Raw genomic sequence first — 25142 nt, 5'->3', positions numbered from 1 at the left:
TGATAAATTCATGTTTTATTAATTCTATCTAATAAGGTTTACTGTTAATATGGAAATTATAATAGGATTTATAAGAGTGTCAGCTGGATTTTTAACGGTAATAAAAGTATATAACAAAAAAAATCCCGGGAAAACCCGGGACTTATATTGATAACAAAATCTATTCTACATTATTTTACTTGATCTACAACAGCTTTGAAAGCTTCAGGGTGATTCATTGCTAAATCTGCTAAAACTTTTCTGTTAAGTTCGATGTTGTTCTTTTTAAGAGCTCCCATAAATTGAGAGTAAGACATTCCGTGCTCTCTAGTTCCCGCGTTGATACGAGTGATCCAAAGTGCTCTGAAATTTCTCTTTTTCTCTTTTCTACCACGGTAAGCATATTGCATTGCTTTTTCTACCGCGTTTTTAGCTACAGTCCAAACGTTCTTTCTTCTTCCGAAGAAACCTTTAGCTTGCTTAAAAATTTTCTTTCTGCGAGCTCTTGAAGCTACGGCATTTACTGATCTTGGCATAATTTAAATTGTTTTTTTGAAAAGGGCGGCAGTGTTATTGCTCTTGTTTGCACCGTTTCAGGGTTAAAATTGTGAATTTGTTTGAATTCTTATAAACCGAATATAGATTTATAAAAACTACTTAATTGCTAATTGACGTTGAACGCTTTTCTCATCCACTTTAGCTACGTAAGAAGTAGACGTAAGATTTCTCTTCTGCTTAGTTTCTTTCTTAGTTAAGATGTGGCTTTTGTAAGCGTTTTTTCTTTTGATCTTACCTGTTCCGGTAAGAGCAAAACGTTTCTTAGCACCTGATTTCGTTTTTAATTTTGGCATTGTTTTGCTTTTTTATTGTTTTTGTTATCAATATCTGTTTTGGCTACTCCTAAAGACATTAGGAATAATAGTTTGCAAAGATACAAAAAAAATCAATTCGGATGTTTATAATGTTTGATTTTATCGCATCAATAAAAAACCGTCTCAAAGAAACGGTTTAGTAATAAGTTTAGTCCTTTTACTCGAAATCTATCTCGAAGACATCATTAATATTTAGATTATTCCCTCCCAGAACAAACTTCATTCTATATCCCGTAGGAATGGCAGCTCCAGTCTTTGAAAAGAGTTGAAGCTTCATATGAGGATCATTCACATAAAAACCGGCAGTTTTATTAGTATTCCAAAGAGGAATTCCATTGTTATAGATGACCATATTTCCATCGTTTTGTGCAACAAGTGTGGAAGGAGAACTTAAATTATTTCTGTAACTGTTTGATTTCCATAGTGCATATGTATGACCCGCTACGGTTCTGTATAACACAAGATTATGGTCATATTGCATGATGAGTTGGTACTTCTGACCATTATTTTCTAAAGTAATAGCTTGCCCTGCGTTTAATATAGAAGGGTGATATACTTCCTTTATTAAAGTAACAGTTGAACGACTTGCAATACCGGAAGTTTTACTTCCATTGGCTGCAACTTGCTTTTCAACTGGCATTACATTATCGCGTGTCTCATCCTGAGCACAAGAAGCCAAAAGCATTGAAAGACTTAAAAAAGCCATTAATTTTGTTTTCATAGGTTATTTTTTAACAGCGCAAATATAATAAATTATCAATATAATTCACTTGTTAAAGATTTTATTTTTAGTGTAAAGTATTTATTAATGGTTGTTATAAGATTTATTTAAAACACTTTTTAGTGTTTATAAATAAAAAAACCGCAACTTATTCAATTGCGGTTTTGTAATATAATAGTGTTACTTAATTATGATTGAAAAAATGCTAATAAATCCCTGTTGATCGTTTCAGCTTCTGTTGTCGGCATTCCGTGCGGGAATCCAGGATAAGAAATCAGTTTTCCGTTTTTAAGAAGAGTAGCGGCTACTTTACCTGTTGTTTCAAAAGGAACAATCTGGTCATCTTCGCCATGCATTACCAATACAGGAACATCTACACTTTTAAGATCTTCAGTGAAATCTGTCTCAGAGAATGCTTTCACACAGTCATAATGTGCTTTGATAGAACCGTTCATTCCCTGTCTCCACCAGTTTCTTTGAATTCCTTCTGAAACTTTAGCTCCTTCTCTGTTGTAACCGTAAAAAGGGAAGGTAATATCGATGAAGAATTGCTGTCTGTGTTTTGCGGTATTGTTTCGGATATCATCAAAAACAGAGATAGGAACTCCGTTCGGATTGTTCTCATTCTGAACCATAATAGGTGTTACTGCACTTACCAGAACAGCTTTTGCCACTCTTCCGTTACCATGTTTTGCTACATATCGGATCACTTCACCACCACCTGTAGAATGTCCTACATGGATCACATCTTTTAAATCCAAAGCTGCAACAATTTCTGCTACGTCAGATGCATAAGTATCCATGTCATGTCCGTAAGGAGTCTGTTCAGATCTTCCGTGTCCTCTTCTGTCATGAGCAATTACTCTGTAGCCCTGTTCTAAAAAGAAGAACATTTGTGCATCCCAGTCATCACTGGATAATGGCCATCCGTGGTGAAAGAAAACCGGTTGTCCTTTTCCCCAATCTTTGTAATAAATTTCTGTTCTGTCTTTTAATGTAAGTGTGCTCATTGTTTCTTTTTTTAATAATTAATAAATAGTGTATTTGATTTTTTTATAATCACAAATGTAGATAGAAAATCTTCACAATATCTTGATATAAGATAATAATTGATTAAAAATTTATAAATGATAATAATATATGAATAAAATTATTTAAATAATGAATAGGCTGGTATTCTTTATCTTATGAGGATATACCAGAGTGAAAATTCAAAAACTGCTGGTCAATAATCTCTGGAAAATGATACCTATCCGATGAAATATAGCTGATAATCGGGATTGTCTTATTCTTTGATTCTTTCTACTATTGAGGATCAAATTCAGCTCTACTTGATGGTTTCTATAATTTCTTTCAGGTCTTCTGAATTCATATTTAACTTATAAACCTATATCATTATGCTTTCATCCGCAGATTTACAGATTGAAAGAGCCATATTCTTTGCTGTGCTGATTCTATTTTTCGGAGCAGGATTTTTGTGCACCCTTATTATTTTTATAATAAATTCTGTACAGAAGAAAAATAAAAGTGGAGGATATTATTTGCTCCTATTTCTCATTTCCGGAACTATTGGAGTCGCTTTAGTTGCATTTTATTTCTATACGGTGTTGCTGTAGTGTGTTTTGCGGGTTAGTATCTTAAGAGGTTTTCTCAGAAGATGCAAAGATGTAAAAACCCCTGTTATCAGGGATGTTTTTGTACAACTTCTATTTTTATCTTTGACTCAAAATTTACTAAAGATAAAACGGTTAAAATCTTTCATTTATAACTTTTATAGCTTTCTTTTTCATACCCAATTCAATGATCAATTCTTATTTCGAACTAACACACTATTAAAAACATGGGTAAAAACAATAACAAAATAGAATTGAGTGAAGAAGAAGCTGTAAAAGTATGAGATGATAGTTATTTTGCAACAAAATATGCATCTAACATCAACACAGATATAAAGTATTTTTTTTGGTAAGAATACAAGCCAACAATCGATTAGCAGGTATTTACCTATATTTACGTTCTTTACTATAATGCAACTTAATAAAGATAAGGGTTTGATGTACAGGTTATTATTTATATTTACTTTGTTGGTTTGTCCGTTTTTCATTCAGGCACAGGATGTTTTGAACAGATTAGAAAGAGAATATAATCAGGTTTCAAATAATACAGCTGAACGGCTGAATCTTGCTCCTAAATACGCTACTGCTTTATTTTTCCATAACCTTAAGCCTAAATCTTATCAGATTTTAAATACCAACATTTCTATTGCTGCAAAACAGACTGATGGAAAATATGCTACTATTTTGTATGCTGTACAGGCAATGAATTATCGCCTTGATAATAAAACTGCTGAATCTTTGAAAAGCCTGGACCTGGCAAAAGGATACAGTCTAAAAACCAATAGTAATGAGGCAAAAGGGTATTTCCATTATGCAAAAGGCTGGATTCTCACCCGTAATAATAAAACAACTGAAGCTGTTACTGCGTATTTAAAAGCGATTGAATATTATGAAAACTCACCCACAACCTCTACATTGTATGGGAGATTTGGTAACGTAGCGAAAGAATTATCTACGATTTATTCCAACCTTAATGAATTCCAGCTGGAAGAGAAGTATAGCAAACAGTTCTTGCTGCTGGCATCCAAACAAAATGATCCGAACCTTATCTTCGATGCCTATATGAGAATGGGATATGTATATGAACAGAAATATACCCAAAATCCATCGAATACAGAGTTTAGAAATAAGACAGAGCAATACTATCTGCAGGCTATAACAACTTTTAATAAAAACAAGAGTGTAATGCTCAACAGAAGCAGTCTTTCATATGCTGCGATCAATTTAGCCAATTTATATACTGAATTTGATAGAGATAAAGCAATACAGTATGCCAGCTTAGCCAATAATGTGAGTCTGGAGATAGGCGATCCTATTCATATTGCTTCATCATTTGGAATTCTGGCAGAATTAGCTTTACAGGATAAAAATTATGATTTAGCTAAATCTTATTTTCTAAAAGCTTCCATGGAGATTGGAAAAAGCCCGGTAAGGGATCATAATATAGAATTGTCTATTCTTGAATCTTTATCCAGAATTAGTGAAGAGCAGGGCAATTATAAAGAAGCCCTGACTTATTATAAAAGTTATGTTGATAAATATAAAAGTGTTTACGATCAGGAAAAACTTGATATTACCAAAAGATTAGAATCTCAGTTTGATAAAGAACGACAGGAGCAGAAGTATATCAAACTGCAGTTGGAAAGTGACAAAAAAGCACAGGAAATTAAGTTAATCAATATCCTTCGCGCACAGCGTGAACAGGTTTACAACAACTTAAAACTGGTGGAAGAAAATCAGCGTGAAAGACTAAAATTTTCAGAACTTGAATCAGAGAAAAAGGAACAGCAGCTTCGTTTAGCAAAACTGGAAACCCAACAGAAGAATAATGATATTGATAGCTACAAAAAACTATTAGCCTTCAAAGAGAAGATCAATACCTATTATGTCTTTTTTATTATTTTCTTTATCGTTTTGATCCTCTTATTGCTTTATGCCTATAAACAACGTGCTAAATCCATTAAGCGAAGAGACGAACTGCATGCTTTAGCCATGGAACAGGAGAAACAGAACTCCAAAATTTCTACGCTTACAGCCTTGCTTGAAGGACAGGAGCAGGAGCGTGGTCGTCTGGCGCGTGATCTCCATGACGGATTGGGAGGTTTGCTTTCAGGAACTAAGCATCAACTTTCTTATTTAAATCCTCATCATTCTGAAAATATAGAAGAAGGAATTTCAAAATCAATTGAACAGATTGATGGTGCGGTAGAAGAACTAAGAAGGGTAGCGCATAATTTAATGCCGGATTTATTAACAAAATATGGCCTGGAAGTAGCTATTCAGGAATTTGCTTCCCGAATTTCCAATAATGCTTTGGAAATCCACACAGGGTTCATCAATTACAGCAATTCGCTATCGAAAGAAAAGCAATTGATCATTTATAGAATTATTCAGGAATTAGTCAATAATGCGATAAAACATGCCGATGCTTCAGAAATTATTGTTCAGATAAGCGAAGAAGAAAATCTATTAAACCTTACAGTAGAGGATAACGGTAAAGGTTTCGATCATGCCAACTTAGACGTTAGAAAAACGGCAGGTTTTCACAATATAGAACTGAGAGTCCAATTTTTAAAAGGAACAATGAATATTACCTCCGAATTGAATATTGGCACCAGTATAGAACTTCAAATCCCTATTCATTAAACATGATAAAAGTAGCCATAACAGACGATCACCCACTTCTATTGGAAGGACTTAAAAATATTTTAGGAAACAGTGATACAATAGATGTTGTTGATTGTTTCAAAAATGTTTCGGAAATGAATGCAGGTCTTGCAAAACAGCCTGTTGATATTCTGTTGCTTGACATCAATCTGGTTGATACCAACAGTATTGAACTCATCAAACCTTTAAAGAAAAAGTATAACAGCCTTCAGATTATTATCCTTAGTGTTCATAATGAACTGCCCGTAATTAACAGTACTCTGGTTGAAGGTGCTTTAGGATACATTCAAAAAAATGCTTCAGTTTCCGAAATTATCGAAGGAATTAATGCTGTATATAGCGGTAACAGGTTTTTATGCTCTCAAACCAAATCTGTTCTGGAGAAAAAATCAACAGATGGATTAAGCCAGGTTCCGAAACTAACCCGAAGAGAAAAAGAAATTCTGGCGGAAGCATCGAAAGGACTTACCACCAATCAAATGGCGGAAAAGCTTTTTATAAGCCCTCACACCGTAGAAAGCCACCGAAAAAATCTTATTGAAAAATTTCAGACATCCAACCTGAGTTCAGCTATAAAGTTAGCCATAGAATATGGATTGATTATTGAATAAAATATTCATCTACAAAAAAGGCCTGCTTACATCGTAAAAGCAGACCTTTTTCTTATATAATCAAATAATTGGTGTGTTTGTTTTAATCTTTGAATTTCAACGCAGCCTGAAACAGGTTTTTCTTTCCTATTAAATCATATTCGTCATTATATTCAGGTTGATACATCAGGATGAAAACTCTGCCGTCAAAATCTTTTAAATTGATAGGCTGGTCTACCATGATATCATAAAACCTTGTTATAGTACGTGTGGCAGTCCATTGCTTTGCATTACCTTTAGGATTTTTATCAAATCTGTGATCTTTCGCATCCGTATAATACCAATAAGAAGGAGCAGAATCCATCAGAAACATTTCTTTATCCTTGTTATAAAGTTCCTCTGCCATACCTGTATTCTGAAACCATGGAACTTCAGCATTTAAAACACCCAAAGCTGCACCATAGATATCTTTATTTGTAGTAGCGCCCACTAAAAAACCTTCAAGATTGGTAGAGGTAATCTCAAACAGGAAAGGAGATTTCTTCAGTTCATAAACATCATTTACCGGCTGTATTACTTTTCCGTCCTGTTTAATAACTACTTTCAACGATTGTGCAAAAGTCATAAAACTTAATAAACAAAAAAGGACAGTCAAACTTAATTTTTTCATTGTATCTCTTTAAATTATTGCAGCAAAGATATTGGACTTTATTTCCCTGTACACTCGCTGATTTCAGGGGTTTTTTATTATTGAAATTGTTAAAATTTTTATCTAATAAACCATTAAGAAGAGTTTAAGAAATAAAGGATAGTTAAGATGAATCATTCTTATCTTTAAGCTTAAAGCGGAGCTTGTCTTAATACTCTCAACATCTTAATACGATCTTACTATTTCAAAATATAAAAGTTTACACAAGTTCATATTCCTTTAAATGTAAATTGTATTTTCATTGAGATCCTAATTCTCTCAGTTTCCTTACTAAAACAGATCAGCCTTCAGCTGGATTTTTATATAAACTGTTTTCTGCTTTTTACCATTGCCAGAAGCTGAATTAAGAGGATAGACTTCTGCATAAAAGGTGTCGTTATCGGTCCAGAATGCCTTCTTGTCATCAGCTATTTTGAACTTGGTGAAATTCACGTATAAAAGATTATCCTGTTTCTTGGTTTGTGGTAAGTATTGAGTGATGATAAAATCGCTTCCTACATCATTGTTAGATGAAATGCAGGTAACCCAGCTCTTGGAAGGAAGAATTTGTGGATAACCATTTGTGCTGAGTTCAAACAATACTGCATTTTTTATATTGAAAAAAGAATAGTAAGAATCTACAACTTTATCAGAGTTTTCTCTGAAAACCTCCATGTTTAAGTAAGGTGATCTTCCTACATATTCATTAGCCAGAGGTCCGGTTTCTGTGGATATATTTTCATGTTGGGTAATCACTTCTTCTCTGCCATTTTCTTTGTATACCCAGTTGCCTTCCTGTAGTTGTATATTCGGATTTTTTACCAATGCTTCACCCATTCTTTTTTTTGAATTGGCTTTAAATTCCTGCTCTGAAATCTCAGCAATAGTTCCAAATTTTTTAAAAGACTTGTTTTTAAAATCAGATGATTTTTTAAATGTGCTGCTTCGAATCTCATAAAGATCCACATCTTTTAAAGTCAGTTCAAAAGAAGGCGTGAATTCCGATTTCAAAACAAAAGCTTCAATGCTGTTCGAAATGTTATTATTAATGCTGTAGTGAATAGAATAAAAATCCTCAAACTCTTCGAATCCATAATAATTATCGAACTTATTGTAAGGCATTTTCAAATGGGCCGCATCCTTACTCGGCGTTACAAAAAACTGTATAGAATCCAGTTGGGTAAATAATTGAAACGGTACCTCCTGAACATTATCCACCCCTTTTATTTTTTTGAAATCACCAAGGGTTATTGTTTTTTGCTTAACTTCAGTTTCTGCTTTATCCGTTTCTGATTTTTTATTCTGCTGGTTGCATCCTGCAAGAACAACCATAGATGATATAAAAATTTGATTGAGTATTTTCATTTTCTATATTTTGGGGCAAATGTATCAGTATTCAGATCAGAAGCCAACAAAAACTGCCTGATATAGGGAATAAATGGCTGAAAACAGGGATATATTGAACGATGGATTTTGGAGAATTTTACAAAATAATAAAACCAATATTGTAATTTACTTTATAAAAATGAAAAACTTAATAATCAGCCTTTCAGTTGTGACTGCTTTATTAGCATCCTGTTCACCCGCTACAGACAAAAAAGTAGAAACAAATATTTCTCCGGACACCAAAAAAGATGTTGTAGCATCTAAACCGAAAGCAGTGAATAATGATCCGGAACCAGTAGAAATACCAGCTGATTTTTCAACATTGGTTCCGATTGATCTCTTGAACAACAAGAGTACAGACGTGTACGAAAAATATGGGATAGAATTTTCGGGAAACTGCTATTCATGCGATTTGACAAGTCTTTCTATAACAAAGAGTCAAATCAAATGGACCAATGTTTGTGATGAAAAAGACAGTTTTGAAATTAGTGATTTTTCATTCTCTAATGAAGGAGGTAAAACTATTTTTAAAACACCGGAGAGAACCTATATTTTAACTCAAATAGATAAAGCACCCGTTTATGAACTTGTGATAGAAGGCAAAAAGCTGGAATTAAAGAACAAAAGAATATCAAAATATTTTACCACAAAAAAAGCTTTGCCACTTTTCACAGAACATGACTGTGGAGATTTTGAAGGATAAACAATAGAGTAGTCCGGGGCAATCTCTTTTGAAAATGTAAGCATAAAAAAACCTCAAATTACTTTGAGGTTTTTTTATATAAAATAATGACTTAATTATTTTGCTGGTTTTTTAGGACTCATCATCATAATCATTCTTTTTCCTTCAAGTTTAGGAAGCTGGTCTACTTTACCCACGTGCTCTAGTTCCTGAGCAAGTTTTAAAAGCAAAATTTCTCCCTGGTCTTTAAAGATAATCGAACGTCCTTTAAAAAATACGTAGGTTTTTAATTTAGAACCTTCTTCAAGGAATTTTTCAGCATGCTTCTTTTTGAATTCGTAATCGTGATCGTCAGTCTGAGGTCCGAAACGGATCTCTTTTACTACCACTTTTACCTGCTTAGCTTTAAGTTCCTTCTGTTTTTTCTTTTGCTCGTATAAGAATTTCTTGTATTCCAATACTCTTGCAATAAATGGTTCTGCCTTGTCAGAAATTACTACTAAATCCAATTCCTGTTCCGCAGCAATTTGTCTTGCTTTGTCAATTGGGTAAATTCCTGGCTCTACGTTATCGCCCACTAAACGAAGCTCTCTCACACGAATTTTATCGTTGATCAAGTGTAAGTCCTCTTGTACCGGACGTCTCTGTGGGCCCCTGTTGTTAAATCTTTGTGCTATTGTATTATAATTTTATTGGTTAATTACTTAATTTAATTGATTTAAATATTTAAAATTGAAAGATTCCATTAATTATTTAATTTTTGAATCCTTCAATCTTTTAATTTAAAATTTATATGGCTGCTTCTTTTTTGAAGTAAGCAACGAAATCCTCCATCTTCATTACTCCAAGATCTCCTTCTCCACGTCTTCTTACAGAAATCGTGCCTTCTTTTTCTTCATTTTCTCCTACTACAAGCATGAAAGGAATTTTATTCAATTCCGCATCACGGATCTTTTTACCTGTCTTCTCGTTTCTGTCATCAATCTGACCGCTAATATCGTGATTTTCCAAAAATTGTGAAACTTTTTTTGAATAATCTACATATTTTTCACTGATTGGTAGAATAATAAACTGATCCGGGCTTAGCCATAATGGGAAATCACCTGCAGTATTTTCCAGCAAAATAGCAATAAAACGCTCCATAGAACCGAATGGTGCTCTGTGAATCATTACCGGTCTGTGTTTCTCATTATCATTTCCAATATAATGAAGATCAAATCTTTCCGGAAGGTTATAGTCTACCTGGATAGTTCCAAGCTGCCATTTTCTTCCTAAAGCATCTTTCACCATGAAGTCAAGTTTAGGACCGTAGAATGCCGCTTCTCCGTATTCTACTACTGTTTTTAAACCTTTCTTTTGAGCTGCATTGATGATCGCACTTTCTGCTTTCTCCCAATTTTCATCGGAACCGATATATTTTTGTTTGTTTTCAGGATCTCTTAATGAAACCTGAGTGACAAAATCTTCAAAACCTAAAGATTTGAACACATAAAGCGTTAAATCAATTACTTTTTCAAATTCTTCAGAAAGCTGATCCGGAGTACAGAAAAGGTGAGCGTCATCCTGAGTAAATCCACGAACTCTCGTTAAACCGTGAAGTTCTCCACTTTGCTCATATCTGTAAACAGTACCAAATTCTGCATATCTTTTTGGTAAATCTCTGTAGCTCCATTGTGAAGTTTTGTAGATTTCACAGTGGTGAGGACAGTTCATTGGCTTCAACAAAAATTCTTCTCCTTCGTTCGGAGTTTTAATCGGCTGGAAGCTATCTTCTCCATATTTATCCCAGTGTCCTGAAGTTACATATAATTCTTTTGCCCCGATATGTGGAGACATTACGAATTCATAACCTCCTTTTTTCTGAGCATCAGAAAGGAAATTTTCCAGTTTTCTTCTTAAAGCAGTCCCTTTTGGCAACCAAAGTGGTAAACCTGCACCTACTTTTTCAGAGAATGCAAAAATTCCAAGTTCTTTACCTAATTTTCTGTGGTCTCTTCTTTTAGCTTCTTCCAATCTTTCAAGATATTCAGTAAGATCTTTCTGCTTAGGGAAAGAAATACCATATACTCTTGTTAATTGAGGGTTCTTTTCATTACCTCTCCAATAAGCTCCTGCTGCATTTAATATTTTAACCGCTTTTACGATTCCTGTATTCGGGATGTGACCACCACGACATAAATCTGTGAAGTTATCGTGCGTTACAAAAGTGATTTCTCCATCATTAAGATTAGAGATCAATTCAACTTTATACGGATTGTCTGCATACGTTTTTAAAGCCTCATCTTTAGAAACCGGGTATAGAGAGAAGGTAGAACCTTTCTTCGCATTTTCTAAGATCTTTTTCTCAATCTTTTCAAAATCTTTTTCAGATAAGCTTTCATCCCCGAAATCTACGTCATAATAGAATCCGCTTTCAATAGCAGGACCGATGGTCAACTTAGCATCAGGATAAAACTCAAGGATTGCCTGCGCCAAAAGGTGGGCAGAAGAGTGCCAGAAAGCCTTCTTTCCAAGATCATCATTCCATGTCAAAAGCTGTACCGTAGAATCCGTGGTTATAGGTGTGGTTGTTTCTACTTGTTTGTCATTAACAATTGCGGAAATGGTGTTTCTAGCCAATCCCTCGCTTATAGATTTTGCCACATCTAGAGGAGTCACTGCTCCTTCGAATTCTTTGACACTATTGTCTGGAAGTGTAATTTTTATCATTGTTTACTAAGAAATTTTAAGATGCAAAAATACGGAATTTTTAGATAAAATACTATATTAGCACATATTTAGAATGAGAATTAATATTAAAAATGTAAAAGATGCAGATGGTTTTAGTCTCACTGAATTCCATATTTCGTTTTTCATAGAAAAATACCTTTGATTTTTTATTAATGATAATGCCAATATTAAGATCTTTATTCTTTTTGTAAGTCTTTAACAACAAATAAATTACAAATTAATATGAATGCTATAAATGTTGACTTGCATTGCGATTTATTATATTATCTGCTAAGATCCGATGCGGCTATTGATGACAAAGAAATTGGCTGTTCACTACCTTATTTACATGAAGGAAATGTAAAACTTCAGGTGATGGCTATGTACGCAGGAACAGGAGCGAATAGTACAGTTCATGGTCTGGAACAAAGCAAATTATTTTCAAAATTAATTAAAAATGAGAACTTTTTCCTTTTTAATAAAGGCAATCACAATGATTTGGAGAATAAAAACCGGGTAGGAGTTATTGCTTCTATAGAGAATGCTTCTGCTTTCTGTGATGAAAGCCAAAGTCTGGAATCCGGATTCAAAAATCTGGAAACCATTATTGAAAATACCCAGAAAGTTTTTTATATCGGAATTACCCATCATCTTGAAAATCGTTTTGGAGGCGGAAATAATGCCACGGCCGGCTTAAAGGACGATGGAAAAGTGCTGATCGATTATATTGCTGACCGTAAAATTGCTATTGATTTAGCTCATACAAGTGATCAGCTGGCCTATGATATTTTCACTTATATTGACCAGAAAAATTACTCAATTCCTATTCTGGCGAGCCATTCCAACTACAGGTCCGTTTATAAAAACAACAGAAACCTTCCTGATGAACTGGCAAAGGAAGTAATCAACAGAAAAGGCTTAATAGGTCTGAATTTTATCAAAGATTATGTGGATATTGATCATCCGGAAAGACTGTACGAACATATTCAATATGGTTTGGATCTTGGAGGAGAAGACAGCATTGCCTATGGAGCAGATTATTTCTATTGGAAGGATCATCCGGACAAATCCCGCCATCCTTTTTTCTTTCCGGAGCATTCCAATGCATCTGGATATCCTGTCATCAATAAAGAAATTGAAGAACGATTTTCATCAGAACTGGTTGAAAAAATCAGTCATAAAAATGCACTGAATTTTATAGAAAACCTGTACAAATAAAATCGTTTTTGTCTGATTAAATCAAAGCATAATTAACAGGTCGCTCCTACGGAGCTATAATAATTTTAAAACAAATACGTCCTATTAACCGTTAGCTCCTATTGGAGCTGGACTTTTTAATCCCATCGGGATTTACTGCTAATAGAAAAAAATGAAGTCCTCGTAAAATAAAGCTCCAGAGGAGCGACCTGTTAATACATGCTGTAAATATTAATATTTTAAATGTTTTTTATATTTCCTTATCGGAAAGTAATGAAATTAAAATATTGCGTTTTACAATTTTAGATGATTTTATTCTCTCGCAGATGTAGCAAATGAAGCAGATTTTTTATGTTGATCTGCGAAATCAGCTCAGTCTGCGAGAAATTATTTTTTTTAGAAATTAATTATTTTTAACATTCAATTTTACATTAAATAAAATGTGTTAAAATATTTAAATATAGTATTTTATGTTGTTTTAATTAATGTTTTCTTTTATACTTTACTTTCTGCTTGATAATTTCAATTACATCCACATTCTGAACTTTAGATTTAATCCATCCATGGATATCAATATAGAATAATGAACGTCTGTAATATTCATTATTGGAATACTCTTCCAGCTTTTTATCAAAACTTTCAAATGCTTTCTGTCTTTGATCCGGCACCTGATTATTCAGGTTCTTAAAAAACTGAATGCTTTCAAAATGGAATTCTTCCGGCTTCTTCATCTTTCGGGCAAACTTCAAGGTAGAAGCAATAAATTCATCATAATCTTCATCATTTCCAGACTCATATTTTGCCATTAAGATCAGGATTCTGGTATGAAACAAAAGATCTTCCTGTACATTTCCTCTGGATTCTATGACTCTCATAGAATACTCAATGGATTTTTCAAACATTTTACTGCCGAAAAACATGGCAGCCATTTTAAGATACAGAATCATAAAATGGTGCTCATCAATCCTTTCTCTAAGCTTTTCCATTTTTAATTCCACTTCAGGAATAAGCTTGGTCCCTGTGAAGAATTCTCCTTTTACAAAGTGAATATTCATCAGCGTATTGTACTGAGTAAGAAAAATAAGAGACTGAAGGTTCTCATTCTGAACAAAATTCTCCGCATGTACCATTTTATTGAAATTCTGAAAATGTTCTTCCAGAATATCAATATTTCCATATAAAAACAGGATTTTCAGCAAATAAGTATTCCCTTTAATATACCATACAGGATGGCTGTAGATCATTTCAGGTTTTTTATGAAAAAGATCCACCCACTGATAGGCATATTTCAACGTGTATTTATAATCCTGTAAAAGCTGGTTTTTCCAGACATGGGCTTTGTAATACCATAGTTTTTCGGTGAAATTCAGTTTCTCAGGGTTGATGTTTTTAATTTCGGAGTTAAAAACATCCAGCACTTCCTGTCGGTCTGCATCGTTTTTTACATAGCCATGGGTAAGCATCTCACTGTATAATTTCAGCGAAAGATTGGATAGTTTTGTCGTATAGCGGTTTTGTTTACTGATCTCCTGAGACTGCTTGATAAGCTCTTCGGCACGGCCTTCAATACTTCTTGTAATAAATTGGGATTCAATTACTTTTTCAAGGTCTATAATTTCCGAAGCGATACTTTTTTCATCCAGTTCCAGAGCTGTCTGCTTGGTCTTGTCCAATATCTTTAAAGCCTGCTTATAAAGCCCTTTCTGATACAGAATGTTTGCAAAATCCAACTGTTCACGAAGCTGGATTCTGTAGTTCTGATGACTCGGGTTCATACGGAGACTCACCAGAATCTGTTTGTAAAGGTGAGCCTTAAGGTTGGAAAGCTGCTGCTTGGTGGAAATTTTTTTCTCAATGATAATGCTTTCATCATATTCCTTCATCTTATCCATTTCAGAAAATAACAATAGAAATTTGGCATCTACATTAATTCCGAGACGGTTTACGTATAACTTAAACTGTCTTTTTTCAGAGGTGGTCAATGACTTTACCAGTACAAACAAAAAATCTTTCTGCAATTCTGCCATTGTAAATTTGGGGGAATTAAATTATTGATTAATAAATAAATACAATTGTTTTTCGAGCTGTTGAATATTGTAATTTTCAGAAAAAGTGAAAATAAAAAAATATCGCAAGTTGTAGTTTTGAGCCAAAATTAAGTAAAAAACTTCACTTATGAATTCCGAAAAAATCGAAATTTTTGATACGACACTGAGAGATGGGGAACAGGTTCCGGGATGCAAACTGAATACGGAACAAAAACTGATTATTGCTGAAAGGCTTGATGAATTAGGGATTGATATTATCGAGGCAGGATTCCCAATTTCCAGCCCCGGAGATTTTGAATCGGTTTCAGAAATTTCAAAGCTGGTAAAAAATGCGAAGGTTTGCGGACTCACAAGAGCGAACAAAAAAGATATTGATGTAGCTGCAGAAGCGCTGAAGTTGGCAAAGAAACCAAGAATCCATACAGGAATCGGAACTTCTGATTCTCATATTAAATACAAATTCAACTCCACAAGAGAAGATATTATTGAAAGAGCCGCTGATGCAGTAAGATATGCGAAAACATATGTGGAGGACGTTGAATTTTATGCAGAAGATGCCGGAAGAACAGATAATGAGTACCTGGCAAGAGTTTGTGAAGCGGTGATCAAAGCAGGAGCCACTGTTCTTAATATTCCTGATACCACGGGATATTGCTTACCGGAAGAGTATGGTCAGAAAATAAAATATCTGAGAGAAAACGTAAAAGGAATTGAAAAAGCAGTGCTTTCATGCCATTGTCACAATGATTTGGGACTGGCAACTGCCAATTCTATTGCCGGAGCAATTAACGGGGCACGTCAGATTGAATGTACGATCAACGGATTGGGAGAAAGAGCAGGAAATACAGCATTGGAAGAAGTCGTCATGATTTTAAAACAGCATAAAGACTTGAATCTGCATACGGATGTGAATTCCAGAATGTTAAATGAAATGAGTGTGATGGTGTCTGACCTGATGGGAATGTCTGTACAGCCAAACAAAGCTATCGTAGGAGCTAATGCCTTTGCTCACAGTTCAGGAATTCATCAGGACGGTGTGATTAAAAACAGAGAAACGTATGAAATCATTGATCCTGCCGAAGTAGGTGTGAATGCCTCTTCCATTATTCTTACAGCCAGAAGCGGACGTTCAGCATTGGCCTACCGTTTCAAACATATTGGCTTTGAGGTGACCAAAAATGAACTTGATTATTTGTATCAGGAATTTTTGAAAATCGCTGACCTTAAAAAAGAAATAGGAAATGATGATCTGAGCCTGATGATGGATTCTTTCAGTAGAAAAATAGGATAGGTTTGATTTAAATCAAGATAAAGTAAACAATGAACAACAGTAAAAAGACACTTTTTGATAAAGTTTGGGACGCTCACGTGGTAGAAACCATTCCTGACGGACCTCAGATCATTTATATAGACAAACATCTTATTCATGAGGTAACCAGCCCTCAGGCTTTTGCGGAACTTGAATCCAGAAATCTGGAAATATTCAGGCCGGAACAGATTGTAGCTACTGCAGATCACAACGTACCTACTTTACATCAGGAGCAGCCTATTAAAGATGAACTTTCAAGAAATCAGGTAGAGCAGCTTACGGAAAACTGTAAGAAAAACAATATTGAACTTTTCGGATTAGGACACCAATACCAGGGAATTGTTCACATCATCGCTCCGGAATTGGGAATTACCCAGCCGGGAATGAGTATTGTGTGTGGTGACAGCCATACCTCTACGCATGGCGCATTTGGATCTATTGCCTTTGGGATTGGAACCAGTCAGGTGGCTCAGGTATTTGCCAGTCAATGCTTGTTGCTGAACAAACCAAAATCAATGAGGATTACAGTCAATGGTAAATTGAATGAAAATGTTCAGCCTAAAGATGTGATTCTTTATATCATTTCAAAAATAGGAACAGACGGAGGAACAGGATATTTCTGTGAGTATGCGGGGAATGTATTTGAAGAAATGTCCATGGAAGGGAGAATGACAGTCTGCAATATGAGCATTGAAATGGGAGCCAGAGGAGGCATGATTGCTCCTGATGAAACCACTTTTGAATATGTACAGGGACGAAAATTTGCTCCGGAAGGAGAAGAATGGCATGAAAAAGTAGGGTATTGGAAAACGTTGAAAACAGACGAAGGAGCTGTTTTTGATGAAGAACTCAGCTTTGATGCTTCAGATATTTATCCAATGATTACATATGGTACCAATCCGGGAATGGGGATTTCAATCCGTGAAGTGATTCCGGCACCGCAAAATGAATCTGAAGAGAAGGCATTAAAATATATGGGACTGGAAGCCGGACAGGCAGTTAACAGTATCAAGGTTAATTATGTTTTCATAGGAAGCTGTACCAATGCAAGGATAGAAGATTTCCGCTCTGCCGCTCAGTATATCAAAGGGAAAAGCAAGTCTGAGGCTGTAAAAGCACTGATTGTTCCCGGATCTCAACAAGTGGTGAAGCAGATTTATGAGGAAGGTTTGGATAAAATATTCAGTGATGCAGGATTTCAGATCCGTCAGCCGGGATGTTCAGCATGTCTGGCGATGAATGATGATAAAATACCTGAAGGAGAATATTGTGTTTCCACCTCCAACAGAAACTTTGAAGGCAGACAGGGACAAGGTTCAAGAACAATTCTTGCCAGTCCGCTTACCGCAGCAAAAGCAGCAATAGAAGGTAAAATTTCAGCTTTTGAAAGTGTAAACTAAAAAGAATTTAACCACAAAGACACAAAAGATGATAACACTTAAGTAAGAAGAAGATTCCATTTGCTTGTAGAAAAAGAACACTTAAGCTTTTTGAAAATCTTTGATTTTCATTCTTATGTGAACTTCAGTTAAGTAAATTGAAAAGTAAAAAAGAAAACTTTTGTGCCTTTTGTGGTTCTAAGTCTAAACAATATAGAATAAATGCAAAAATTAGTTGTTTTAAAATCCCGCGCAGTTCCATTGCCGGCAGAAAATATAGATACAGACCAGATTATTCCGGCTAGATTCCTGAAAAGTATAGACAGAAAAGGCTTCGGAGAAAATCTGTTCAGAGACTGGAGGTTTAATATTCATACCGGAGAACCGAATCCGGACTTCGTTTTAAACAATCCTAAATTTGAAGGTGAGATTCTGGTGGCAGGAAATAATTTCGGTTGTGGAAGCAGTCGTGAACACGCAGCCTGGTCTTTGACAGATTATGGTTTTAAAGTAATTATTTCCAGTTATTTTGCTGATATTTTTAAGGGGAATGCCCTAAACAACGGACTTCTTCCTGTAAAAGTTTCAGAAGAATTTTTAAAAGAAATTTTAGAAGGAATCAAAGAAAATCCTGATAATGAAATTGCTATTGACGTAGAATTACAGTCGATCAGCTTTAAAGATACCACAGAAACCTTTGAACTCGATTCTTATAAAAAAATATGTCTGCTAAACGGCTATGATGATATTGATTTTTTAATCAGCAGAAAACAGACGATCACAGAATTTGAATTAAAAACACAAAAAGAAAATGAGCGACAGTTATTTTAAAATTGCGGTTCTTCCCGGAGATGGGATCGGCCCGGAAATCATCAGTGAAAGCATTAAAATATTAGATGTTATTGCTGAAGCTTTTCAATGTAAATTCCAGTTTGATTATGGATTAATAGGTGCAGAAGCTATTTTTAAGACAGGAAATCCTTTACCTGAAGAAACGTTGAAAATTTGTAAAGAATCTGATGCTGTGCTTTTTGGAGCTATTGGTGATCCGGTTTTTGATAATGATCCGGAAGCGAAAGTGAGACCGGAGCAGGGATTATTGAAGCTCCGTAAAGAATTGGGACTGTTTGCTAATATCCGCCCTTTGAAAACGTACGCATCTCTGATTGATAAAAGTCCTTTGAAAAGAGAAATTATTGAAGGAGCAGATATTCAGATTTTCAGAGAATTGGTAAGCGGAATCTATTTCGGTGAAAAATTTACAGATCCGGAAGGAGCTTATGCTTATGATGTCTGCAAATACAGTCGTGAAGATATTATTCCGATTGCGCATATGGCATTCCAGGAAGCTCAGAAAAGAAAGAAAAAACTTACCCTTATTGATAAAGCCAATGTTCTGGATACTTCAAGATTATGGAGAAAAACTTGTCAGGAAATTGCTCCTGAATATCCTGATGTACAGCTTGATTATATGTTTGTAGACAATGCAGCCATGCAGCTGATTCTTAATCCTAAGCATTTTGATGTTATTCTAACGGAAAATATGTTTGGTGATATTATTTCGGATGAAGCAAGTGTGATCGGAGGTTCTATCGGATTGCTGCCATCAGCTTCAGTAGGAGAGAAGAATGCTTTATTTGAGCCTATTCATGGGTCTTATCCACAGGCAAAAGGAAAAGGAATTGCTAATCCTATTGCTTCTATTTTAAGCGTAGCGATGATGCTGGATCATCTTAATTTAAAGATTGCAGCAGACAAACTAAGGCAATCAGTAGAACATGCTATTGAAAATAAGTATGTTACAGTTGATCTTAACACCAAGCAATATTATTCAACAAGTGAAGTGGGAAGCTTTATTGCTGACCATATCAGATATTCCGAAAAGTCTTATTATAATTTTGAAAATATCAAGATCGGAAAATCTACCATTGTATAGAAACAAAAGTTCAGTTAGATAGTTAGAAAGAGAAGTTCCGCCTCATATGAGACGGAACTTTTCGTTTTTTAGTGATCAATAAGCCTTAACAGCTCTTTTATTCCTTTGTATTATCCGTTTTTCCTGTCTTATTTTTAGAAGACTTCTGAATATCTTCTTTATCAATATCAGGTGGATTGGTGTTTTTGGATGCTGCAGGAATATTCTGGAAATCCTGATTTTGCTTTTGGGTTTCTGCGGTATTGGCAGATTCTTTCTTATTGGTTTTTCCTTTTTTATCCATGACTTTGATTTTTAAATGTCAACAATATGGATAGTATCATTCAAAGGGTTTGCCAAACAGAAATATTTTTCCTAAAGTCCCAGAATACCAATCTTTCCGGTTTTATCCTCTATTTCATAATTCAAAGCCTTCGCCAGAACAAAAACATTATTCAGATTTTCCATCAACTGCTTACGGCCTTCAGTTCTTAATTGATTCTGATCGATTGATTTTTCTGCCGTTTCTTTGGCTTTAGTTGTAACATTTTTAATGTCTTTTTCCGAGATCCTGTTAATAAAAGAATCATCCAGAGATTGAATTTCAACACTTGGAGTTATTCTGATCTCAGCATCAGGAAGCTCTGTAATAATAAGCTTCTTATTGATGGAATCTACTTCGATCTTCATTTTGTTAAGATCGTAAGAAACCTGCGCATTAGTCTTGGTGTAAGTAATAATGCTGTTGCTGGAAATTTCTTTTCCAAAAACTTCATAACCCATTTTGGTTTTCTGCATACTGGAAGTATTCTGCTCCAAAACCACCATCTTATTCATCTTGGAAATCTGATTGGTCAGGATATAATAATCCGATTTTTCAGTTTTATTTCCAAGGTTCAGGCAGGATTTCAGACCAAAAAATAGCAGCACCATCGCACCGGCACCGGCTACAAAGGATAATATTGTTCTATAATTTCTCAAAATCTATTTAAAAATTTCTTTGATGACAGATGAATCGTTCTTTTTAAGAATTTGAACCAAATCCCTTTCAATATATCCTGTAGTAGGCATTTCTATAATTCTACCTACTTCTTTTCCATATCTTTTCAGGATAATAGTAGGGACTTTCTGAAGATTGTAAAGGCTTTCGTCTCCGGTAGGAGATTCTTTCTTACGGTTAACAGCAATAATATTCAATTTATTTTCCGGATAACCTACGGCTTCCAATATTTTCATCAGTCTAGGAAAATCTCTGTGGCTGTCTTCACACCAGGTTCCCATGAAAACAATAATATCATAAGTCCCGATTTTCTCTTTTTTTAATTCACTGACTGCTTTTTGGTCAAGAGCATATTCATCATGTTCTTTTACATACCAATCTGCATAAGGAGCTTTTAAAAACTGCTCTTTCAACTGGTTTCCCAAAAGCATTTTGCCATCTTTCGTAGTTTCAACTTCACGGTTTACCACTACTTTTTGAGCGCTAAATTGTTGTGCTGCTAAGAACAGACTTGAAAAGGCAACAATATTGGTAATAAATTTTTTCATATTTTATTTTTCGATAATTGATTTTAAATCAGCAGGAGAGTAGTATTTGTTTTTCAATACTTTATGATCTGCCTGTCTGTAAACATTGAATTTTTCTCCAGACTTTTCATAAAAAGATTCTACTTCCTTCTCTTTGTAAAATTCAACAGTTTCTTTTGCCTGTTCTTCATTATCACATGCCTTCGACATATTGGAGCGCTGAACTTCGTTGAATAGCTCTACAAATTTGTTGCCAAGTCCGAATTCCAGTACCGCACCACTCAAAACATACTGAAGATCACACAATGCATCAGCAATTTCTACAATATTATTGTCAGCAATCGCCTGCTTCAGTTCGTTTAATTCTTCCTGTAAAAGTTCTACTCTCAAATTGCATCTTTCCGGAGAAGGAATTTGTGGGGTATCTAAAATAGGGGCTTTGAAAGTAGTATGGAATTCTGCTACTTGGTTCAGACTATCAATTTTATCCATGAATTTTTTTATTTCCCACAAAGATAGAAAAGGATTTGTAAAATGTGAAATGTACACGAGTAAAATATGAGACCCAAAAGCGCAGGCTGTCTAATGTTTTTATTTTACTCCCGCGAACTAAAGTTAATAGACATTCTAAACCATGATTTTACTGGTGTTCCATTCGTTTTTGCAGGACTCCACTTTCCTTTTATTTTTTTCAGAGCAAATTTTACATCCTCAAGAAGAATTTTATTGTTTTCTACTTTGGGTTCAATATCCACATTGGTGATCTCTCCATTTTCATCTATTGCAAAGGATATAAGAAATATTCCTTTTGGGTTGTAAGTTTCCCAATCCAAATAATTACTTAAGCTTTCAAGAACATCTTTTCTAAATGCTTTTATTCCACCGGGCATGGCAGCGGACTGATATGATTTTTCAATATCATAATCGGGTTTGTAATTTTCAAAAAAATCCTTGGGTTGAAATAGAAAATCGAAATAAGCGGCAACTTTCTTTCCGTTTTGCTCTGCAGGCTGCCAGTTTTTTAAGCTCCCTAAAGATTTGACAGCAAGAGTAAAAGCACATTTGTTCTTTTCTATAATAGGGTCATCACTCTTTTTCTTTATTAAAGCAGGTTTACCATTCTCATCAATCTTTAGGCTTACAAAATACATCTCATTTTGATCACATGGTTTTGAGCCGCTTTTCAGGAAATAGTCCTGCATATCTGAGAACAACTGGAGGGAACCTCCTTGGTAAGGAAACTGGCCATCAGGATATTGGGCAAGTGTTTTTTGTGAATATGCTGACTCAAAGAACAGCATGAAAAGAAGTAAAGTAATCTTTTTCATGAATTAACGTGTTTTCCTGGTTATTGATAATGTTATTAATTTCTTCGCTAAAGTAAGAAAAAAGTCCACAATCTGAAACTTGTGGACTTTTAATAGGATATAGATAGGATTTCAATTACTCATATTTCCAGATTCCGGAGATGGTCAATATCATCAATCCTGGCTGCTTTTCCCCATAGCTGAAAACGCCTATATATTTTGAATGACAGGAAGTGCAATCGGTACCAAAATATAAAGTAGGTAAATCATTAACTGTTAATTCTCCGAAATGCAACATTCTTTGAGAGGTTCCATTGGCAATTTTGTGCTTTAACAATTCATCTTTGGATAATACTTTATCATCATGGTACAGTTGTAGAATAGGAAATCCTGATTCATAAGGTGTTATTGCAATAGTATTTTTGTTTCCGCAATGGCAGCAGGTGAAAGTGGTTATTGCTGAAGGGAGAGTTTCATCGTTGATGAAGGTGCTTTTTTCAACAAAAACTTTTTCGGTTATGCTTATTTTTTCTGATATTGAATACATCTGGATTGATTTATGGCTGAATAACTGTGCCTACTAAGTTAGGGTATTTTCCGCTGGGACTTTTCTTAATGGTAACTTTTATATAACCTTCTTCAGCCAGCTTATTCCATGTTTTCTGATAACCCGTGTTGATGTCGATAGGGATTTTCCACATGGTTTGTTTTCCTTTTCCCGCCTGACTGAACCATGGAATAATGTCTGCGGTTTGGGTTTTAAACTGCATAGAGCTATTCAAAACATCAATTTCATAGTAAAAATCGTACTTGTCTTCAGGTTGGTTTAAAGCTCTTTGAGTAAAAGTATAAGTGTAACCATTGATAATAGGACTTGTAAAACTTCCTCCTAATGTAGGAACTCCCGTGCCGGTATAGTTGCCAACCGCTCCGCTGTATCTGTCAAATTTCTGTCCAACCTGTAAAGGAACATCATCAACAATATTGTAGCCTCCGTTAGCAGGCGGCCATCCGCCATTTAAATTATTGGCCTTAAAAAGAGATTCCAATTCACTCCATTTGCCTCTTTTATACAAGTCGTAAGCCTGATTTTTTATGGCTTGACTTACCGAATTACTGGGGTCATAGGTTACTGCCAATTCATCTGCGTTTTTGTAGAATACAGTGGTCACATCCGGATTGATGTCTATTACTTCATCATCGTCAGAGCTACAGGCAACCGAGAAAGAAGTGATGGCTAAAAAAAAGATGTACTTAAATAAATGTTTCATATAAAAAATTTTAAATTATCTTAAAATATTGAGGTATTAGAGGGAATTACCTTTTTGAAACATCATATTATTTACAAAGATCTTAAATGAATTACTGAAATGAGGATGAGTAATGATTTTCTGTTCAGTAAGAGAAATTTTTGAGACTGGAATTTGTTTTAATAATACACTTTTCTGACAGTAAAGTGTAGAAATATCAATTTACGCCAAAATAGAGTCAGAAGCAGCAGCTGCATGAGACGTCAAAAACGGCTTTGGAGCTCCCTTAAATACAATCTGGGTAAACGGCACAATAAAATATTGTTATGCGATAAATTTAAATTAAAAAACTCAAATTATAGTTATTTTGTTTTAAATAAAATGTTTTTATGTGATTAATTTCATTTGTAATTGTTTATTGTGATGATATTTTACATTGGAAAAAAATAAAACTGCTCCATAAGGAGCAGTTTTTTCACATCGTTTAATTGTAAAGGGATTAGTTTTTAACAAATCTCTTAGAAGATTCTCCAATCTGAATCATATAAGCACCTTTGATAAGGTTGCTTACGTTCACGGATCCTCTTTGTAGTTTTCCTGAGTCGATTAGTTTTCCACCCATATCGAAGATTTTGTAATCTTCAGAAGTTGTATTGGAAATATAAAGTATATCTCTTGCAGGGTTTGGATAAAGCTTCACATCGGTGATCAGATCTTTCGTACTATGAAGATCTCCTTTTCCGGAAGAAACAATATTAAGCGTATAATCTTCTACCTGTCCATAAGTGAATGCTTCACATGAAGAAGTAGGAATTGAACTATACTTCATCATTACTCTCATTCTTGTAGATCCAACAGTAGCAGTAGCCGGGATGGTAATAGATCCTGTAACCGGACTTGTTGTAGACCCTGCTTTTGTCCATGCCAGTTCTCCGCTGTCTGTAAAGTCTCCGTCTCCGTTGTAATCAATATAAACTGCGTAAGCTTCACTGTATTTTGTAGAAGTCCAAACCGGAGTAATGGAAATGGTGTAAGCACTTCCTCTTGTAACATTGGTAGAAACTGAAGTGAAGTTTTCATATCCTGCAGTTCCTGTAGATGTATTATTAATAGATCCGAAGGTTACATTTCCGATTCTTTCATCTGCTGTATTTGAGGCCGAAGAAGAACAGTAAGTAACAGTTCCTCCAGAAAGAGTTGTCACACTCACTGTATTACTGGATACAGAAGCATTTCCAGCTGCATCTTTTGCTTTCACAGAGAAAGAATACGTAGTTGCTGGTGAAAGTCCTGTTACAGTATA

Annotated in this window: 26 protein-coding genes; 9 read left to right on the top strand and 17 right to left on the bottom strand. The window is 34.8% G+C overall.

Translation table 11 applies throughout. From position 1 onward, the window contains the following. Nucleotides 1–170 precede the first annotated feature (170 nt). The 4 genes from rplT to NK356_RS07720 form a co-directional block, all read right to left on the bottom strand. Nucleotides 171–515: a 50S ribosomal protein L20 gene (rplT, locus tag NK356_RS07735; protein WP_034694451.1), complete on the bottom strand. Its 345-nt coding sequence runs from the start codon at nucleotides 513–515 to the stop codon at nucleotides 171–173. 117 nt (nucleotides 516–632) lie between these two features. Beyond that, on the bottom strand, nucleotides 633–830 hold the full coding sequence (gene rpmI / locus NK356_RS07730) for a 50S ribosomal protein L35 (protein ID WP_034694453.1): 198 nt from the start codon (nucleotides 828–830) through the stop codon (nucleotides 633–635). A 178-nt stretch (nucleotides 831–1008) separates the two neighbouring features. Then, complete coding sequence (locus NK356_RS07725; protein WP_253316639.1) at nucleotides 1009–1572, bottom strand: hypothetical protein; 564 nt, start codon at nucleotides 1570–1572, stop codon at nucleotides 1009–1011. Nucleotides 1573–1760: 188 nt separating this feature from the next. Continuing rightward, the gene (locus NK356_RS07720) at nucleotides 1761–2582 is read right to left on the bottom strand and encodes an alpha/beta fold hydrolase (protein ID WP_253316638.1); all 822 of its coding nucleotides are present in this window, start codon (nucleotides 2580–2582) and stop codon (nucleotides 1761–1763) included. Between the two features lie 387 nt (nucleotides 2583–2969). Here NK356_RS07720 and NK356_RS07715 point away from each other — a divergent pair, with 387 nt between their 5' ends. From NK356_RS07715 to NK356_RS07705, 3 genes are all read left to right on the top strand, one after another. Next, nucleotides 2970–3188: a hypothetical protein gene (locus NK356_RS07715; RefSeq protein WP_034694459.1), complete on the top strand. Its 219-nt coding sequence runs from the start codon at nucleotides 2970–2972 to the stop codon at nucleotides 3186–3188. A 435-nt stretch (nucleotides 3189–3623) separates the two neighbouring features. Beyond that, nucleotides 3624–5831 (top strand): ATP-binding protein, encoded by a 2208-nt coding sequence (locus NK356_RS07710; protein WP_253316637.1) that lies wholly within the window; start codon nucleotides 3624–3626, stop codon nucleotides 5829–5831. Nucleotides 5832–5833: 2 nt separating this feature from the next. Continuing rightward, entirely contained in the window at nucleotides 5834–6463 is a 630-nt protein-coding gene (locus NK356_RS07705) for a response regulator transcription factor (protein WP_253316636.1), read from the top strand. 82 nt (nucleotides 6464–6545) lie between these two features. On the opposite strand, the gene NK356_RS07700 is transcribed toward NK356_RS07705, so the two are convergent. Both NK356_RS07700 and NK356_RS07695 read right to left on the bottom strand, forming a co-directional pair. Continuing rightward, nucleotides 6546–7112, bottom strand: coding sequence for a hypothetical protein (locus NK356_RS07700; RefSeq protein ID WP_253316635.1), 567 nt, complete (start codon nucleotides 7110–7112; stop codon nucleotides 6546–6548). A 309-nt stretch (nucleotides 7113–7421) separates the two neighbouring features. Then, nucleotides 7422–8495: a resolvase gene (locus NK356_RS07695; protein WP_253316634.1), complete on the bottom strand. Its 1074-nt coding sequence runs from the start codon at nucleotides 8493–8495 to the stop codon at nucleotides 7422–7424. 160 nt (nucleotides 8496–8655) lie between these two features. Between NK356_RS07695 and NK356_RS07690 the strand changes: the two genes are divergently transcribed. Then, nucleotides 8656–9219, top strand: coding sequence for a hypothetical protein (locus NK356_RS07690; protein WP_253316633.1), 564 nt, complete (start codon nucleotides 8656–8658; stop codon nucleotides 9217–9219). Between the two features lie 95 nt (nucleotides 9220–9314). Here the strand turns inward: NK356_RS07690 and infC are convergent, their stop codons facing one another. Together infC and thrS are read right to left on the bottom strand one after the other, a co-directional pair. Further along, nucleotides 9315–9815, bottom strand: coding sequence for a translation initiation factor IF-3 (infC, locus tag NK356_RS07685; protein ID WP_027372223.1), 501 nt, complete (start codon nucleotides 9813–9815; stop codon nucleotides 9315–9317). Nucleotides 9816–9987: 172 nt separating this feature from the next. Next, entirely contained in the window at nucleotides 9988–11907 is a 1920-nt protein-coding gene (gene thrS / locus NK356_RS07680) for a threonine--tRNA ligase (RefSeq protein WP_034694469.1), read from the bottom strand. A 243-nt stretch (nucleotides 11908–12150) separates the two neighbouring features. On the opposite strand from thrS, the gene NK356_RS07675 reads away from it, so the two are divergent. Beyond that, on the top strand, nucleotides 12151–13125 hold the full coding sequence (locus NK356_RS07675; RefSeq protein WP_253316632.1) for a dipeptidase: 975 nt from the start codon (nucleotides 12151–12153) through the stop codon (nucleotides 13123–13125). A 461-nt stretch (nucleotides 13126–13586) separates the two neighbouring features. Here NK356_RS07675 and NK356_RS07670 read toward each other — a convergent pair whose 3' ends face one another. Further along, the gene (locus NK356_RS07670; protein WP_253316631.1) at nucleotides 13587–15131 is read right to left on the bottom strand and encodes a hypothetical protein; all 1545 of its coding nucleotides are present in this window, start codon (nucleotides 15129–15131) and stop codon (nucleotides 13587–13589) included. A 148-nt stretch (nucleotides 15132–15279) separates the two neighbouring features. On the opposite strand from NK356_RS07670, the gene NK356_RS07665 reads away from it, so the two are divergent. From NK356_RS07665 to leuB, 4 genes are all read left to right on the top strand, one after another. Next, nucleotides 15280–16443 (top strand): 2-isopropylmalate synthase, encoded by a 1164-nt coding sequence (locus tag NK356_RS07665; protein WP_081906410.1) that lies wholly within the window; start codon nucleotides 15280–15282, stop codon nucleotides 16441–16443. Nucleotides 16444–16472: 29 nt separating this feature from the next. Further along, nucleotides 16473–17861 carry a 3-isopropylmalate dehydratase large subunit gene (leuC, locus tag NK356_RS07660; RefSeq protein WP_034694476.1) on the top strand — a complete coding sequence of 463 codons (1389 nt, stop codon included), beginning with the start codon at nucleotides 16473–16475 and terminating at the stop codon, nucleotides 17859–17861. Nucleotides 17862–18062: 201 nt separating this feature from the next. Next, nucleotides 18063–18671, top strand: a complete 609-nt coding sequence (leuD, locus tag NK356_RS07655) for a 3-isopropylmalate dehydratase small subunit (RefSeq protein ID WP_253316630.1) — start codon at nucleotides 18063–18065, stop codon at nucleotides 18669–18671. Then, nucleotides 18652–19776 carry a 3-isopropylmalate dehydrogenase gene (leuB, locus tag NK356_RS07650; protein ID WP_253316629.1) on the top strand — a complete coding sequence of 375 codons (1125 nt, stop codon included), beginning with the start codon at nucleotides 18652–18654 and terminating at the stop codon, nucleotides 19774–19776. Before leuD ends, leuB begins: the two co-directional genes overlap by 20 nt. Before the next feature lie 97 nt (nucleotides 19777–19873). Here the strand turns inward: leuB and NK356_RS07645 are convergent, their stop codons facing one another. The 8 genes from NK356_RS07645 to NK356_RS07610 all read right to left on the bottom strand — a co-directional run. Continuing rightward, nucleotides 19874–20059, bottom strand: a complete 186-nt coding sequence (locus tag NK356_RS07645; RefSeq protein ID WP_034694484.1) for a hypothetical protein — start codon at nucleotides 20057–20059, stop codon at nucleotides 19874–19876. Between the two features lie 71 nt (nucleotides 20060–20130). Beyond that, on the bottom strand, nucleotides 20131–20736 hold the full coding sequence (locus tag NK356_RS07640; RefSeq protein WP_034694487.1) for a DUF4230 domain-containing protein: 606 nt from the start codon (nucleotides 20734–20736) through the stop codon (nucleotides 20131–20133). 3 nt (nucleotides 20737–20739) lie between these two features. Then, a complete protein-coding gene (locus NK356_RS07635) occupies nucleotides 20740–21303 on the bottom strand; it encodes a thioredoxin family protein (RefSeq protein WP_253316628.1) in 564 nt (187 codons plus the stop codon). Between the two features lie 3 nt (nucleotides 21304–21306). Next, nucleotides 21307–21774 carry a nucleoside triphosphate pyrophosphohydrolase family protein gene (locus NK356_RS07630; RefSeq protein ID WP_034694493.1) on the bottom strand — a complete coding sequence of 156 codons (468 nt, stop codon included), beginning with the start codon at nucleotides 21772–21774 and terminating at the stop codon, nucleotides 21307–21309. Between the two features lie 104 nt (nucleotides 21775–21878). Further along, entirely contained in the window at nucleotides 21879–22610 is a 732-nt protein-coding gene (locus NK356_RS07625) for an energy transducer TonB (RefSeq protein ID WP_253316627.1), read from the bottom strand. 115 nt (nucleotides 22611–22725) lie between these two features. Continuing rightward, nucleotides 22726–23136: a hypothetical protein gene (locus NK356_RS07620; protein WP_253316626.1), complete on the bottom strand. Its 411-nt coding sequence runs from the start codon at nucleotides 23134–23136 to the stop codon at nucleotides 22726–22728. A gap of 10 nt (nucleotides 23137–23146) precedes the next feature. After that, on the bottom strand, nucleotides 23147–23860 hold the full coding sequence (locus tag NK356_RS07615; RefSeq protein ID WP_034694501.1) for a glycohydrolase toxin TNT-related protein: 714 nt from the start codon (nucleotides 23858–23860) through the stop codon (nucleotides 23147–23149). Between the two features lie 478 nt (nucleotides 23861–24338). After that, a partial coding sequence (locus NK356_RS07610) for a GEVED domain-containing protein (RefSeq protein WP_253316625.1) occupies nucleotides 24339–25142 on the bottom strand: 804 nt, incomplete at its 5' end.

This window comes from Chryseobacterium sp. S0630 (genome assembly GCF_024158915.1).
GTDB lineage: Bacteria > Bacteroidota > Bacteroidia > Flavobacteriales > Weeksellaceae > Chryseobacterium.
The sequence above is the reverse complement of the archived record's forward strand: the minus strand, read 5'-3'. Positions and strand labels throughout refer to the sequence as shown.